Source organism: Mesorhizobium sp. M7D.F.Ca.US.005.01.1.1, assembly GCF_003952545.1.
In the GTDB taxonomy this organism is placed as follows: Bacteria; Pseudomonadota; Alphaproteobacteria; order Rhizobiales; family Rhizobiaceae; genus Mesorhizobium; species Mesorhizobium loti.
The window spans coordinates 3,357,774-3,371,335 of sequence record NZ_CP034453.1 but is presented as its reverse complement, the minus strand read 5'-3'; the positions used below and the strand labels follow the sequence as shown (position 1 = coordinate 3,371,335).

Genomic DNA, 13,562 nt, shown 5'->3' with positions numbered 1-13,562 from the left:
ATGTCGTTGCCCCAAAACCGCAGCACACTTTTGGGCGACATGCATAGTCATATGTTGCGGCTGCCGGGCTTGACCGCCGGGATGGCGGCAAGCTCCGGCGGCAGCCGATCGGCTGGATAGGCCGGAACCTCATATTCGGCGAGCGCGATCAGCGGCACGCCGACATCCGTCTTGCCTGCCGAACGGTCGATGATGCAGGCCGCGGCAACCACTTCGGCGCCAAGCTCGCGCAGGCATTCGATGGTCTCGCGGATCGACAGACCGGTGGTGACGATGTCCTCGACGATGACGACACGCGCCCCCCTTGCGATCTCGAAGCGGCGCAGGCGGAACTTGCCCCCTTCCCGCTCGACCCAGATCGCCGGCACGCCGAGATGGCGCGACGTCTCGTAAGCCGGGATCAGCCCGCCGATCGCCGGGCCGACGACATAGTCGATCTTGCCAGGCACTGCGGCGCGGATCTTTTCGGCCAGCGCCTTGCAAAGCCGCTCGGTCTTGTCGGCATGCATGAACACGCGTGCCTTCTGCAGGAAGACCGGACTGCGCAGGCCCGAGGTCAAAATGAAATGCCCTTCCAGAACAGCACCCGCCTCGCGGAAAATGCCCAGCACTTCATCGGTGTTCATGTCTGCCTCTTTTGATTGACCATGATCTTGTCCGAAAACCGGTCCCCACCTTTCGGGATCATGGTCTAGCCGTTCACGCGCCTTGCATCGCTGACGCTCGAATTGTCCTTGAGCTGCGACAGCAGCCGGTTGAGGTGCTTCAGATCCCAGACTTCGAGATCGATCAGCATTTCGGTGAAGTCCGGCGCGGTGCGCACCATCGACAGCGTATGGATGTTGGCGTCGTTCGACGCAACGACCTGGGCGATATCGGCGAGCGAACCCGGCGCATTGATGGCGGTGACCGAGACGCGCGCCGGAAAGCGCTCCTTGGTGCGCTCGTCAATGTCCCAGCGCACGTCGATCCAGCGCTCGGGCTGGTCGTCGAACGCCTGCAGCGCCGGCGACTGGATCGGATAGATGGTGATGCCGGTGCCCGGCTGGACGATGCCGACGATGCGGTCACCGGGCACTGCCCCTTCCGGCGCGAAACGCACCGGCAGGTCGCCGCGCACGCCGCGGATCGGCACGGCTCCATCGCGCGGCTGGTCCTTGTCCTTGCGCGCGGCCCGGCCCGGAATCTGGAACAGCATGCCGGCCGCATTGCGTATCTTCGACCAACCCTCCTCGCGCGGCTTGGGTGCGGCCGTGGTGACGCGCTCGTCCTTGTAGTCGGGGAATACCGCCTTCATGACGTCGGCGGAGGCAAGCTCGCCACGCCCGACCGAGGCTAGCACGTCCTCGATGTCCTTGCGCGCCAGCCGGTGCAACACCTGCTTCAGGCTCTCCTTGGTGAAGGTCTTGCCGGCGCGCTCGAAGGCGCGTTCCAGGATGCGGATGCCAAGACCCGAATACTGCTTGCGGATGGCGTTCTTGGTGGCCCGGCGGATCGCCGAGCGTGCCTTGCCGGTGACGACGACCGATTCCCACGCCGCAGGCGGCACCTGCGCCTTGGAGCGGATGATCTCGACCTCGTCGCCGTTCTTCAGTTCCGTCATCAGCGGCATGATGCGGCCGTTGACCTTGGCGCCTACGCAGGTGTCGCCGACATCGGTATGCACCGCATAGGCAAAGTCGATCGGTGTCGCACCGCGCGGCAGCGCAATCAGCATGCCTTTCGGGGTGAAGCAGAACACCTGGTCCTGGAACAGCTCCAGCTTGGTGTTCTCGAGGAAATCCTCGGGATTGTCGCCCTCGGCAAGCTGCTCGATGGTGCGCCGCAGCCAGGCATAGGCGTTGGTCTCCTTCGAGATGGCGTGGGCAGCACCATTCGTCTTGCCGCCGGTGTCCTTGTAGATCGAATGCGCGGCGACGCCGTACTCGGCGATCTTGTTCATCTCGCGGGTGCGGATCTGCAGTTCGACGCGCTGGCGCGACGGCCCGACGATGGTGGTGTGGATCGACCGGTAGTCGTTCTGCTTCGGCGTCGAGATGTAGTCCTTGAAACGGCCAGGCACCATCGACCATGTGGTGTGGATGGCGCCAAGCGCCCGGTAGCAATCCTCGACCGTGTCGACGACGACGCGGAAGCCGAAAATATCGGACAGCTGCTCGAACGACAGCGCCTTGGCCTCCATCTTGCGGAACACCGACCACGGCTTCTTCTGGCGGCTCTTCACACCTGCCTTGATCTCATGCTTTTCGAACAGCGTGGATAGCGCCTTCTCGATATCGGACAGCACATCCTTGTTGCGCTCGAAAATTTCTGCGAGCCGGGCGGTGACGGCGCGATAGGCTTCCGGATTGATGTAGCGGAAGGCGAGCTCCTCCAGCTCCTCGCGCATGCCTTGCATGCCCATGCGCCCGGCCAGCGGCGCGTAGATGTCCATCGTCTCCTCGGCGATGCGCAGGCGCTTGGCCTCCGGCATATGATCGAGGGTGCGCATGTTGTGCAAACGGTCGGCGAGCTTGACCAGAAGGACGCGGACGTCTTCCGAAATCGCCAGCAGAAGCTTGCGCAGGTTTTCCGCCTGCTCGGCCTTCTTGGAGACGAGGTCGAGCTTCTTCAGCTTGGTCAGGCCTTCGACTAGCTTGCCCATTTCGGGTCCGAACAGCTCGTCGATCTCGGCCCGCGTCGCGGTGGTGTCCTCGATGGTGTCGTGCAGCAGGGCGACCGCGATCGTCGCCTCGTCCATGTGCATTTCGGTGAGGATGGCGGCGACTTCGAGCGGGTGCGAGAAATAGGGGTCGCCGGAAGCGCGTTTCTGGTGGCCATGCTTCTGCATGGCATAGACATAGGCCTTGTTGAGCAGCGCCTCGTTGACGTCAGGCTTGTAGCGCTGGACGCGCTCGACAAGCTCATACTGACGCATCATGGGCGGAATCTCGCGGTGCTGAAATGATTGATGCGCCGCACTAGCGTACGGCGCATCTCATAGATAGCCACGAAACTGACTGGACGGAAGTGCCGGAAACGTATTCCAGGCAGGTCCAGAGCGCTCGCTTAGTAGTCGTCGCTCTTTTCCGGCGGCACCAGGCCCTCGATGCCGGCCAGGAGGTCTTCCTCGGTCATCCGGTCGAAGGTGATGTTCTCTTCGGTGTCATCGGCGTCGGTGGCCGCAACGGCGGCGCCGGTCTGATCGGCAATCGCCTCGCCATCGGCCTCGGGCTCGTCGACCTCGACATGCTTCTGCAGCGAATGGATCAGATCTTCCTTGAGGTCGTCGGGCGACAGCGTCTCGTCGGCGATCTCGCGCAGCGCCACGACCGGGTTCTTGTCGTTGTCACGCGGCACGGTGATCGGCGCGCCCTGGCTGATCTGCCGGGCGCGGTGGCCGGCCAAAAGCACCAGCTCGAAGCGGTTGTCGACCTTGTCGATGCAATCTTCAACGGTTACGCGGGCCATGGATGCCCCTTTCATGCGATGGATTTGATGGAAAACAGGCGCGGTCCATAACCCGAACGCCGCCAAAATACAAGCATCATGGCAATGGCCGGGCAGCAGGGCACCCAATCCTTCGTTCGAACGCCCGATTCGGCAAAACCAGCCTTTACTTATGCGTTCGGTGTCCCGATCACAATTGCTTGCAGTGCGGCAACACGCCCTTGGATTGCCGCGAAACTGGCGCTATCTCGGATGGCGTAGAGGTCGGCCGGTTTATTATGAGCCTGACCGAACGTCGCTATCGCATTTCGTTTAGACGGCCGTTTATTTCGAGAAGGAATATTTTCCATGTTCGACCCTCGTGAAAAAATCGCCCTATTCATCGACGGCGCCAATCTTTATGCAACGTCGCGTGCGCTCGGCTTCGACATCGACTATCGCAAGCTTCTGTCGAGCTTCCAGAAGCGTGGCTATCTGCTGCGCGCCTATTACTACACGGCACTGGTCGAGGATCAGGAATACTCCTCGATCCGTCCGCTGATCGACTGGCTCGACTACAACGGCTTCAAGGTGGTCACCAAGCCGGCCAAGGAATTCACCGACTCAACCGGCCGCCGCAAGATCAAGGGCAATATGGACATCGAGCTCACGGTCGATGCGCTGGAACTCGCCGATGTCGTCGACCACTACGTCATCTTTTCCGGCGACGGCGATTTCCGCACGCTGGTCGAGGCACTGCAGCGGCGCGGCCGCAAGGTGTCTGTTGTCTCGACTATGGCTTCCCAGCCGCCGATGATCTCCGACGATCTGCGCCGCCAGGCTGACCATTTCATCGACCTGACGACATTGAAGAACGAGGTCGGCCGCGATCCGTCCGAGCGGCCGGCGCGCCGCCCCGAGCCAGCTGAAGTCGACGAGGACGACTACTGAGGCCGGTTGCCTTGACCGCCCTTTCCGCCTCCGAACCCAGCCGCGACTGCCCGCTCTGCCCGCGGCTCCACGATTTCATCGCCGAGTGGCGGCAGCGCGAGCCATCCTGGTTCAACGCTCCGGTGCCGACTTTCCTTCCGCCGGAAGGCGACGATGCCGTCCGGCTTCTGATCGTCGGGCTGGCGCCCGGCCTGCGCGGCGCCAACCGCACCGGCCGTCCTTTCACCGGGGACTATGCCGGCGACCTGCTCTACTCGACGCTGATTTCGCACGGTTTTGCGCGCGGTGAATTCAAGGCGCGGCCAGATGACGGATTGGAGCTTGTCGGCACGGCGATCACCAATGCGGTGCGCTGCGTGCCGCCGGAGAACAAACCGGTGGGCGCCGAGATTGCCACCTGCCGGACATTCCTGGTGCCGACGATCGCCCGGTTCCCCAATTTGCGCGCCGTGCTGGCGCTGGGATCGATCGCGCATCAGTCGACCGTGCGGGCACTCGGCGGGCGCGTCGCTGCCTACCCGTTCAAGCATGGCGGACAGCTACCGGCCGGCGGCATCACGCTGTTTTCGAGCTATCACTGCTCGCGCTACAACACCAACACCGGCGTGCTGACCGAAGCGATGTTCGTAAGCGTTTTCAGTAAGATCGCGGCGTTTCTGCAAGGCTAGATTCGACCTCAGTCAGAAACCCTCCAGCACGATCTTGCCCTTGGCCTTGCCGGTCTCGATCAGCGCATGGGCGCGCTTCAGATTGGCGGCATTGATAGGACCGAAGGTCTCGCCCAGTGTCGTGCGGATGGTGCCTGCGTCGACAAGCCGGGACAGTTCGTTCAGATGCTTACCCTGTGCGGCCATGTCCTGCGTCTCGAACAGTGAGCGGGTGAACATCAGTTCCCAATGGACCGAAACGCTCTTGCGCTTGAACGGATTGATGTCGAGTGTCTGGGGATCGTCGATCAAGCCGAACCGGCCCTGCGGCGCGATCAATTCGGCAATCTCAGCCAGGTGCCGGTCGGTGTTGGTTGTCGAGAACACAAAGGCCGGTGCGCCGATGCCGAGGGCCGCCACTTCAGCAGCGAGCGGCCTCGAATGGTCGACGACATGATGGGCGCCAAGCCCAAGGACCCAGTCGCGCGTCTCGGGCCTTGACGCGGTGGCGATCACCGTCAGACCGGTCAGTTGGCGCGCAAGCTGCACCGCGATCGAGCCAACGCCACCGGCGCCGCCGATGATCAGGATGGCGTTTGCGACGCCCGCAACAGGCTTCTTGACATCGAGGCGGTCGAACAGCGCCTCGAAGGCTGTAACCGCCGTCAGCGGCAGCGCCGCCGCCTGCGCATAGTCGAGCGAGCCGGGCTTGCGGCCGACAAGGCGTTCATCGACAAGATGGAACTCGGCATTGGTGCCTTGCGGCGCCAGCGCGCCGGAATAAAAGACATCGTCACCCGGTTTGAACAGGCTGGCGTCCGGACCGGTCGCAACGACCCGGCCGGCGGCGTCCCAGCCGAGCACCCGCCACGTTCCGGCTTCGGGTCTGGCGCTACGTCGCACCTTTGTATCGACCGGGTTGACCGAGATCGCCTTCACCTCGACCAGCAGTTGACGGCCTTTCGGCACTGGCTTGGGCAGGTCGATATCGACAAGGGAGGTCTCATCGGTGATGGGGGCTGGGATTTGATAACCGACGGCGCGCATCTTCTTCTCCATGTTGTGTGGGATAGAGATGCCGTCTACGATCTTCATTCGCAAGAATGCACATATAAAGCACATAGTGTCGAAAAGGATACCGTCATGCCACGCGTTCGCCATGAGCGATTTGATTGCAGCCCCGGCTGCACCGTGGAGGGAACGCTGCGCTATATCGACGGAAAGTGGAAAGGCGTCGTGCTCTACCATCTGTTCGAGGGCACGATGCGCTTCAACGAGATCCGCCGACGCATTCCGAACTGCACGCAGCGCATGCTGACCAACCAGTTGCGCGAGTTGGAGACGGACGGGCTGATTGCCCGCAAGGTCTATGCACAGGTACCGCCGAAGGTGGAATACAGCCTGACACCGCGCGGCAGAAGCCTGGAGCCAGTGATCACCGCCCTGAAAATCTGGGGCGATGCCAATGTCACGCTCGCGCCGGAGGTTCCCCAAGCCGCGGCATGAATGACTTCGCCGGGTTCAGGGGGATAATGGAGCCTCGGGAGTGAGCAATCCCGCCGCAGACAGCGCAGCCAGCACGGCCGGCCCACCCTGCAGCACATTCAGGTCGACGTCGCCATTGATGCCGTCGACGCGCCCCCTGTTGTGGTATTGCCAGTAGATCCAGTCGTCGCGATCCGGCTCCAGGAGCAATGAGCGAAGCCAGAGCGGACGGGCAGCGATGCGTCCGGCATAGGTCTGTGCTGCCTCATCGGTCAGGTAGACAATCGCGGGCTTGCCGAACGCCGCCTCGACTGGAGCAAGGAATGCGGCCAGTTCGGCGCTCAGTTGCTCGGGCGTCGGCCGTTGCGGGCAGTTGCCGCCGAATTCGATGTCGACGACCGGCGGCAGCAGCGGCTGATCGTGCGGCACAACCGAGATGAAATTCTTCGCCTGGTCGGCGCCAGGCCGGCAGAAGGTGAAGAAGTGGTAGGCGCCAACGGCGAGACCAGCGGCGCGGGCCTCCTCCAGATTCCTCGCAAAGGCATCGTCGACATGATCGCCGCCTTCGGTCGCCTTGATGACGGCAAAGGCGACATCGTCGGCGGCAACACGCCGCCAGTCGATCTGGCCCTGATGATGGGAGACATCGATGCCCCTGACCGGATATTTATCGCGGTCCGGTGAGAACGCCCTGAAATAGAGATAGCCGCCTGCTGCGACGAAACATAGCAAGACCAGGCTGGCCAAACCAAAGAGGACAATCCGGTTCTTCAAGACTATCCTCTTCGGCTTCCCGGCCCTTCGCTATGGCTCCCTGCCCTTCGGGCGTTCAGTCCCTTCAAAAGGTCCTCCGGACCTTTTGATCCGCCCGAAGGCGGACCGGCCCTTCACCGTTCGTCGCTCGAAAAGCCAAATCGTTGGCTTTTCGTCCGCTTCGCGAACCGCTCCTCACCCACGCTCTTTTAAGAGCCGACCCTTCTCTCGCGACCAGTCGCGCTGCTTCTCGGATTCGCGCTTGTCGTGCAGTTTCTTGCCGCGGCCGACGGCGAGCAGCAGCTTGGCGCGGCCCTGGTCGTTGAAATAGATCTTCAGCGGCACCAGCGTCATGCCTTCGCGGTCGACGCTCTGCGACAGCTTCGCCATTTCGCGCTTGTTGAGCAGCAGCTTGCGGCGCCGGCGTGGCTCATGGTTGAAGCGGTTGGCCTGCAGATATTCCGGCAGATAGGAGTTGATCAGCCAGATCTCACCGCCTTCGACCGAAGCGTAGCTGTCCTGGATATTGGCCTGGCCTTGGCGCAGCGATTTGACCTCGGTGCCGGTCAGCACCAGACCGGCCTCGACCGTGTCGAGCACCTCGTAGGAAAACCGCGCCTTGCGGTTTTCCGAAACGGTCTTGTTGTTGGGATCGGCTTTTCTGACTTGATTCATGATGTGGAGAGGTGGCGCCTCATCCCTAATTAATCAAGCCGGCGTGCTTCATGGCCGCATCAATCTTTGCCGCGGTCACATCCTCGACCGTGACAAGCGGCGAACGCAGCACGTTCTCGACCTTGCCCAGCTTCGACAACGCGTATTTGGCCCCGGAAACACCAGGCTCCAGGAAGATCGCCTTGTGCAGCGGCAGCAGGCGATCCTGCAAGTCCAGTGCCTTGGCGCTGTCGCTGGACAGCGTCGCCTCCTGAAATTCAGCGCAGAGCCGCGGCGCGACGTTCGACGTCACCGAAATGCAGCCGACGCCGCCATGCGCGTTGAAGCCAAGCGCCGAGGCATCCTCGCCCGAAAGCTGGATGAAATCCTTGCCGCACGTGGCGCGCTGCTCGGAGACCCGTTCGACCTTGCCGGTGGCATCCTTGACGCCGACGATGTTCTTGAAGTCGTGCGCGAGCCGGCCCATCGTCTCCGGCATCATGTCGATCACCGAGCGCGGCGGAATGTTGTAGATGATGATCGGCAGCTTGGTCGCCTTGGCGACAGCCGCAAAGTGCTCGTACAGGCCGCGTTGTGTCGGCCTGTTGTAGTAGGGCGTGACGACCAGGGCGGCATCGGCGCCGGCCTTCTCGGCATATTGCACGAGCCCGACGGCTTCCTCGGTGTTGTTGGAACCGGCGCCGGCAACGACCGGAACGCGGCCCCTGGCAACCTCGATGCACACCTTGACGACCTGGCGGTGCTCGTCATGCGACAGCGTCGGCGACTCGCCGGTCGTGCCCACGGGAACCAGTCCTGTCGTGCCCTCCGCGAGTTGCCATTCGACGAACGCGCGAAAGGCTTTCTCGTCGAAACGCCCGCTCTTTTCGAACGGTGTCACGAGCGCAGTAAGCGAGCCTCTCAGCATATCGTCCAACTCCTTGGGACTTCTGGTATTTGCGGTGCGCGCCTTCTAGCCGAAAGCGAAGCGGCGCACCATAGTCTCGACATGGTTGCGCGGCAAGCATTGCCATGGTGCCAGCAAGCGCAATTCGAACGGCCTCGCTAACTCTTTGTTTACGGGCTCTTCACGACCTAAGTTTAGGCTTCGAGGCATCTTCGCCTGCTGGTAGAATGCCAGGACAAGGAAAGACTTAAGATCATGCCGGGCAGTCGGCCTCACCTTTTCGCGCTGCTTGGCGCCACGCTCGCGCTGATGCCGGGCATGGCGACGGGCGGCAGCGTCGATGTGCAGGTCACTTCGGCCATCCCGATGCCAGGCTCGGTCATCCCAATCCCCAACCTGCAGGACAAGGCGCAACCGGCGCCCTCGCAGAGCGTCGCTCTCTTGAAGAGCGGGCTGGATGCTCTGGCGGCCGGCGACATTCCCGGCGCCCTTGCCGTGCGCGATGCCCTTCCCGCTCAATCGCTCGACCAGCACATCCTTGCCTGGGCGATCGCGCTTTATGGCGGCGACAAGGTTCCGAGCGGCGATATCGCCGCCGCGGCGAAGATGCTGCCCAACTGGCCGGGCACCGTCGCACTGCGCAAGAACAGCGAGCGCGCGCTCTATCGCGAGAACCCTGCCCCCAACATCGTCATTGCGGCGTTCGATGGCAGCCAGCCGCAGACATTCGAAGGCGTGATGGTTCTTGCCCGCGCCTATGTGGCGTCTGGCAATACCAAAGCGGCGCGCTCGGTGCTGTCGCCATTCTGGCGCACCGCTATCCTGGAGGCCAAGGATGAGACGGCGCTCATCAAGGAATTCGGCGGCCTGATCCCGGCTGCCGACCACCGTTTTCGCATGGAGCGCATGTTCTATGCCGACCGCGCGAATTCCGCGCTGCGCGTCGCCGGCCTTGCCGGGGCCCAGCAGCTCGCCGATGCCTGGGCGGCGGCGGACAAAGGCGACAAGAATGCCGCCAAACTGCTGAAGGCAGTGCCGGCGGCACAATTTTCGGCCGGCTATTTCTTCGCGCAGGCCGAATATCTGCGCAAGCAAGAGGATTTTGCCGGCGCCGCAGCCATTGTGATGCAGGCACCGGCCGATCGCGACGCTCTGGTCGATCCGGATGCCTGGTGGGTCGAGCGCCGGGTGTTGTCGCGCGAACTGGTCGACCAAGGCGACATGAAAACGGCCTACCGGATCGTCGCCACACACGCCGCCGAAAGTGCCACCAATGCTGCGGATGCTGAATTCCACGCCGGTTGGTACGCGTTGCGTGGCCTGAACGACCCCAAGCTTGCCGCAACGCATTTCGCGCGCATCGCCGACCTTGCCCAAGGCCCGATGACGCTGTCGCGTGCCTATTACTGGCTCGGCCGTGCTGCGGAAGTCGGTGGCCCGGGCAGCGCCAAGGACTATTTTGCACGCGCCGCAGCCTATGGCACGACATTTTACGGCCAGCTTGCCGCCGAACGCGTCGGCCGGCAGGCGCTGAACATTGTCTATCCGCAGCCAAGTGCAGCCGACCGGCAGAATTTTGCTGGCCGCGAGGCCGTCAACGCCATCAAGCGGCTGCAGGAAGCGGGCTATGACCGCTATGCAGAGACGCTCTATCGCGACCTTGCCGGGCAGTTGACCAGCCCGGGGGAACTCGCGCTGCTCGCTGTCCTTGCGGAAAAGCAAGGCAACCATTTCATGGCGCTGAAAGTCGGCAAGATCGCCGGCGCGCGTGGCATCGATGTCGGCGCGTTGTCGCATCCGCTCGGCGTCATTCCCGATTCGGCCAACATTTCCGGTTCAGGCAAGGCGCTGGCCTATGCGATCGCCCGCCAGGAGAGCGAATTCAACATCGGCGCCGTGTCCAGCGCCGGCGCGCGCGGCCTGCTGCAGCTGATGCCGGGAACCGCCAAGCAATTGGCGAAGAAAGCCGGATTGCAGTTTTCACAGACACGACTGACCACCGACGCCGGCTACAACGCGACGCTTGGTTCGGCCTTCCTCGGCGAACAGCTCGATCGCTTCAACGGCTCCTATGTGCTGACCTTCGCCGGCTACAATGCCGGCCCCAACCGTGCCAGTCAGTGGGTGGCCAAATATGGCGATCCGCGCGGCAAGGACATCGATGCTGTCGTCGACTGGATCGAGCGGATTCCCTACACGGAAACAAGAAGTTACGTTCAGCGTGTGATGGAGAATTACGAAGTCTACAAGATGCGTATTTCGGGCAAATACGACATAGTTGGCGATCTGGTGAACGGGCGGAGTTGACGGCGCTCTTCCCTTCTCCCCCTGTGGGAGAAGGTGGCCGCGAAGCGGTCGGATGAGGGGTGTTCCAGGGAACGCCAACGCCTCACTCCGCTGGAACACCCCTCATCCGTCTCGGCGCTAACGCGCCGATCCACCTTCTCCCACAAGGGGAGAAGGCAAGAGCGCCGTCTATTTGACCATCCCTCGCCTCGCCTGTAGCTGTCGGAGACGATCCGGCAACGGCAAGGAACGCGCCCAGATGTCGAGTGACCAAGTTTTTTCCGACTTCTTCTACAACGCACCGGATGGGCTAAAACTTCATGCGCGCGTCTATGGCGAGGCCAATACCGGATCTTGGCCGGTCGTCTGCCTGCCTGGCCTGACCCGCAACGCCAGGGATTTTCACGAGCTGGCGCTCTATCTGTCGACGGATGCGGCAACTCCGCGAAAGGTCATCGCCTTCGACTACCGTGGGCGCGGGCAGTCAACCTATGATCCCGAGGTCAAAAACTACAATGTCGGCGTCGAGGCCGGCGACATCCTTGCCGGGCTGGCGGCGCTGAACATCGAGGAAGCAGCCTTCATCGGCACCTCGCGCGGCGGGCTGATCATCCATGTGCTCGGCATGATGCGGCCGGCTGTCCTGAAAGCCATTGTTCTCAACGACATCGGGCCGTTGATTGAGGCGGCTGGGCTTGCCCATATCCAGTCCTATCTCGAGCGCGACCCGGCTCCGAAAACCCGCGCGCAGGCAACTGCCGCCCAGCGCAGCGTGCATGGCAAGGACTTCCCCGCCCTTGCCGGCGCGAATTGGGATCGAATGGTATGGGCTCTCTATCGTGAAGCGGACGGTGGCTTGGTGCCGGATTTCGACCCGAGGCTGGTCGACATCGTTGCCAGTCTCGACCTAACGCAGCCGCTGCCTGATCTATGGCCGCAATTCGAGGCGTTGGCCGCGATTCCTCTGCTCGCCATACGTGGTGCCAATTCGAGATTGCTGTCCATAGACACGCTGCAACAAATGAGACAACGCCATTTTATGATAGAAGCGATCACCGTTGCGGGTCAGGGCCACGCGCCATTTCTCGAGACCGGCAGCCTGCCCAATGACATTGCAGCTTTTCTTGATCGGGCCGAGCGGCAGGATAGCTCACAGTAAAACCCCAAGACCAAAACAAGGTCCTGGGATAATTACAATAGTATAGGCTGGGCTCGTCAGCCTACTTGGCTTTTGAATTTTTCCGAGGCGCTTTCGGCGATTCCTTTGGCGCAGCCGTTTCGTGCCTCTGTTTCCGCCCTGCCTTCGGCGACGAAGGCGTGGTCACGGGTGAAGAAAACATGGAGCCTTCAGCGCATTTGCCGGTCGGTTGAGCCCATCGAGGCGTTTCCAGCACGATGACACAGCCGTCGAGATCGTTGGTGGCCAGATGCGCGTAGCGCATGGTCATCGACAGGGTCTGATGGCCGAGCCACATCTGCACGCGCCTGATGTCGATGCCGCCCTGGACAAGACGTGAGGCGCAGGTGTGGCGCAATATGTGCGGAACCACCTGGTCGTCGGCGCCGAGGCCGACTTCGGCCTTTGCGTCGTTCCAGATGGCACGGAACTGTGCCTGGCTGAGCTTGGTGAACGGCCCCTTGGGCCGGCGGCCTTCGGTGGGAGGCAGCTTGATGACCTCCTTGACGCGCTCGGTCATCGGAATGGTGCGGCTGCGGCCGGATTTGGTGATCCAGAAACTGACGCGATGCTCCCGGATGTCGTTCCAGATCAGCCCAAGCGCCTCACCGAGACGGCATCCAGTATCGACCAGAAAAACGGAAAGCCTGTAGGCGTCCTCGTTGCGGCTCTTGATGGCGGCGAACAACCTTGCCTCTTCGTCCCTTTCGAGGAAACGAATCCGTCCCGCCCGCTCCTTCTGGCGGCGGAACTCGGGCAGGCTGTGGATATCTCCCATCTTGTGAGCCTTGCGCAGCAGTTTGCTGAGGGCAGCCATCTTCCGATTGATGGTTGCGTTGCTGTTGCCGCGCTGGCGCAAGGCGCCGATAAGGTTGTCCAGGGTACTCTGGTCAAATGCGCTGAATCGCTCTCCAAGGAGAAGCTCATCTATCTCGCCGATGAAAGAGCTGACATTGTATTTATGCCGCCCATCATCCCATAATATGTCCCGGTATGCTAAAAAAAGCTCTCCGACCCTGTACGACTTTACTTCTCTGATCTTGTTGTAACTGTATCGTATCGTCGAACTTTGAGAAGAAAACATCGAAAAATGATCAGAGGGCTCACCCTCTTGAATCGCTTCGTTTGTCATTATCAACCACACCCCCGAGTGGAATTAGTTTCACCTAATATGATTAGGGGTGTCCTTTCAAGAGTTTTGAATCGCGCGATCGAATTCCATCCACCCATCGGCGGACCCCACGAAATCGTCAACGGACCCATTCAGCTACCGATTCCCCTGTTCCTTCTGTTT

At 61.9% G+C, this 13,562-nt stretch carries 13 protein-coding genes; 5 read left to right on the top strand and 8 right to left on the bottom strand.

Annotated features, from left to right (window positions below):
• Positions 1 to 47: 47 nt before the first annotated feature.
• The 3 genes from pyrE to rpoZ all read right to left on the bottom strand — a co-directional run bounded on the left by pyrE (position 48) and on the right by rpoZ (position 3,450).
• Positions 48 to 626 (bottom strand): orotate phosphoribosyltransferase, encoded by a 579-nt coding sequence (gene pyrE, locus EJ076_RS16010; protein WP_126068538.1) that lies wholly within the window; start codon positions 624 to 626, stop codon positions 48 to 50.
• 65 nt (positions 627 to 691) lie between these two features.
• Positions 692 to 2,920: a bifunctional (p)ppGpp synthetase/guanosine-3',5'-bis(diphosphate) 3'-pyrophosphohydrolase gene (locus tag EJ076_RS16005; RefSeq protein ID WP_109662679.1), complete on the bottom strand. Its 2,229-nt coding sequence runs from the start codon at positions 2,918 to 2,920 to the stop codon at positions 692 to 694.
• A 128-nt stretch (positions 2,921 to 3,048) separates the two neighbouring features.
• Positions 3,049 to 3,450, bottom strand: coding sequence for a DNA-directed RNA polymerase subunit omega (gene rpoZ, locus EJ076_RS16000; protein WP_023762094.1), 402 nt, complete (start codon positions 3,448 to 3,450; stop codon positions 3,049 to 3,051).
• Positions 3,451 to 3,777: 327 nt separating this feature from the next.
• On the opposite strand from rpoZ, the gene EJ076_RS15995 reads away from it, so the two are divergent.
• Positions 3,778 to 4,359: an NYN domain-containing protein gene (locus EJ076_RS15995; RefSeq protein ID WP_126068537.1), complete on the top strand. Its 582-nt coding sequence runs from the start codon at positions 3,778 to 3,780 to the stop codon at positions 4,357 to 4,359.
• Between the two features lie 11 nt (positions 4,360 to 4,370).
• Positions 4,371 to 5,027, top strand: a complete 657-nt coding sequence (locus EJ076_RS15990; protein ID WP_126068536.1) for a uracil-DNA glycosylase — start codon at positions 4,371 to 4,373, stop codon at positions 5,025 to 5,027.
• A gap of 12 nt (positions 5,028 to 5,039) precedes the next feature.
• Here EJ076_RS15990 and EJ076_RS15985 read toward each other — a convergent pair whose 3' ends face one another.
• Positions 5,040 to 6,053, bottom strand: coding sequence for a zinc-binding alcohol dehydrogenase family protein (locus EJ076_RS15985; RefSeq protein ID WP_126068535.1), 1,014 nt, complete (start codon positions 6,051 to 6,053; stop codon positions 5,040 to 5,042).
• A 96-nt stretch (positions 6,054 to 6,149) separates the two neighbouring features.
• On the opposite strand from EJ076_RS15985, the gene EJ076_RS15980 reads away from it, so the two are divergent.
• A complete protein-coding gene (locus EJ076_RS15980) occupies positions 6,150 to 6,512 on the top strand; it encodes a helix-turn-helix domain-containing protein (RefSeq protein ID WP_127264628.1) in 363 nt (120 codons plus the stop codon).
• A 15-nt stretch (positions 6,513 to 6,527) separates the two neighbouring features.
• Here the strand turns inward: EJ076_RS15980 and EJ076_RS15975 are convergent, their stop codons facing one another.
• The 3 genes from EJ076_RS15975 to dapA form a co-directional block, all read right to left on the bottom strand.
• Positions 6,528 to 7,265: a GH25 family lysozyme gene (locus EJ076_RS15975; protein WP_109662671.1), complete on the bottom strand. Its 738-nt coding sequence runs from the start codon at positions 7,263 to 7,265 to the stop codon at positions 6,528 to 6,530.
• A 174-nt stretch (positions 7,266 to 7,439) separates the two neighbouring features.
• Positions 7,440 to 7,919 carry an SsrA-binding protein SmpB gene (gene smpB / locus EJ076_RS15970; protein ID WP_013532594.1) on the bottom strand — a complete coding sequence of 160 codons (480 nt, stop codon included), beginning with the start codon at positions 7,917 to 7,919 and terminating at the stop codon, positions 7,440 to 7,442.
• A gap of 25 nt (positions 7,920 to 7,944) precedes the next feature.
• Positions 7,945 to 8,826, bottom strand: a complete 882-nt coding sequence (dapA, locus tag EJ076_RS15965; protein WP_126068534.1) for a 4-hydroxy-tetrahydrodipicolinate synthase — start codon at positions 8,824 to 8,826, stop codon at positions 7,945 to 7,947.
• 234 nt (positions 8,827 to 9,060) lie between these two features.
• On the opposite strand from dapA, the gene EJ076_RS15960 reads away from it, so the two are divergent.
• On the top strand, positions 9,061 to 11,112 hold the full coding sequence (locus EJ076_RS15960; protein WP_126068533.1) for a lytic transglycosylase domain-containing protein: 2,052 nt from the start codon (positions 9,061 to 9,063) through the stop codon (positions 11,110 to 11,112).
• Between the two features lie 238 nt (positions 11,113 to 11,350).
• On the top strand, positions 11,351 to 12,250 hold the full coding sequence (locus EJ076_RS15955; protein WP_126068532.1) for an alpha/beta hydrolase: 900 nt from the start codon (positions 11,351 to 11,353) through the stop codon (positions 12,248 to 12,250).
• Between the two features lie 61 nt (positions 12,251 to 12,311).
• On the opposite strand, the gene EJ076_RS15950 is transcribed toward EJ076_RS15955, so the two are convergent.
• Positions 12,312 to 13,400: a site-specific integrase gene (locus EJ076_RS15950; protein WP_206438798.1), complete on the bottom strand. Its 1,089-nt coding sequence runs from the start codon at positions 13,398 to 13,400 to the stop codon at positions 12,312 to 12,314.
• Positions 13,401 to 13,562 lie beyond the last annotated feature (162 nt).